Genomic DNA, 1127 nt, shown 5'->3' with positions numbered 1-1127 from the left:
TCGAATACGGGCGACGTGGCGTCACGGCTGCCGTCGAGAATACGGTTGAGAAGGTTCTCCACCGACCACGCCAGCTCGCCGAGGAGCAACGCACCGGCCAGGCGACCACTGCCCTTGAGGGTATGGAACATCCGCCGCGTCGTCAGGAGTGAGTCGCGGTCGTCCGGATTGCCGCGCCAGGCCGGGAAGCACTCGTTGAGCGTCTCCAGGACCTCCCCGACCTCCTCCATGAAGATCTCCAGGATCTCTGGATCCGGCTCCGCGGCACGCACGGGAACGTCATGGTCGACGCGCCCCCGCTTGCTCGCGAAATCGATCGCGGGGGCGCTCTGCGCCGCGGCCTGATCCCCGCCGGCACCGGCATTCGCGGCCCCCTCGGCGTCCGTTTCCAGCGAGGAATCGAGTTCCGGCGGCGGCTCCGCCGGCGCCGACACCTCCGCCGGCGTGTCCGCGGACACGCCCTCGAACACGGCGTCTCCGAGATCGAGGAGGGGCTGTTCATCCGCGGGCGGCGCAGCACCGTCCGCACCAGCGTCCTCTTCCGGCGCCGTATCCCCGCCCTCCACCGGCCCGTCAGGCTCTTCGGCCACGGCATAGATCGGCACCAGTCGCTCGAGCACCGACGCCGCCATGTCCAGGATCGGCTCGACCTCGTGTCGCCCCTCGCTCACCGCTTCCAGATAGTACTCGAGACTGGTTATGGCGTCGGCCATGTCATCCAGGGTGGTGTCGTCCACCGGTCCCGGCGTCCGGAGAACGCCGGCGGTGACCCGCGCGGCGTCCCCGACGAGCTCACTGAACCGGGACATCGACAGAAACCGGCCGACGCCCTGCAGGGAATGGAAGCTGGCGGCGAGGGACGCCTCCGCCTCCTCACCCTGGCCGGCCTCGAGGTCGCGGACGATGGCCTCGCGGATCCGGGCCATCTCACGCCTGGCCTCTTCGAGGGCCTGATCATGGACGGACTCGTACTCCGCCTGGAAACCGCTCGCCTCGCCGGGCTCGGCGTCGTCGGCATGCCCCTCGGCGAAATGGCGCAGGGCGGCCTCGACCGACAGCAGGGCCTCGGCGACCGCCATAATGCCCTCGTCGTCCGGGTCGCCGTTCACCAGCGTTTCCGCATGCTC

Annotated in this window: 1 protein-coding gene; it reads right to left on the bottom strand. The window is 69.8% G+C overall.

Features of this window, described 5'->3' with window-relative positions:
* On the bottom strand, positions 1-1127 hold a 1127-nt coding region (locus G7A99_RS20410; protein WP_205599959.1), incomplete at both ends, for an Hpt domain-containing protein.

The organism is Arhodomonas sp. KWT (assembly GCF_010993615.1).
The sequence above is the reverse complement of the archived record's forward strand: the minus strand, read 5'-3'. Positions and strand labels throughout refer to the sequence as shown.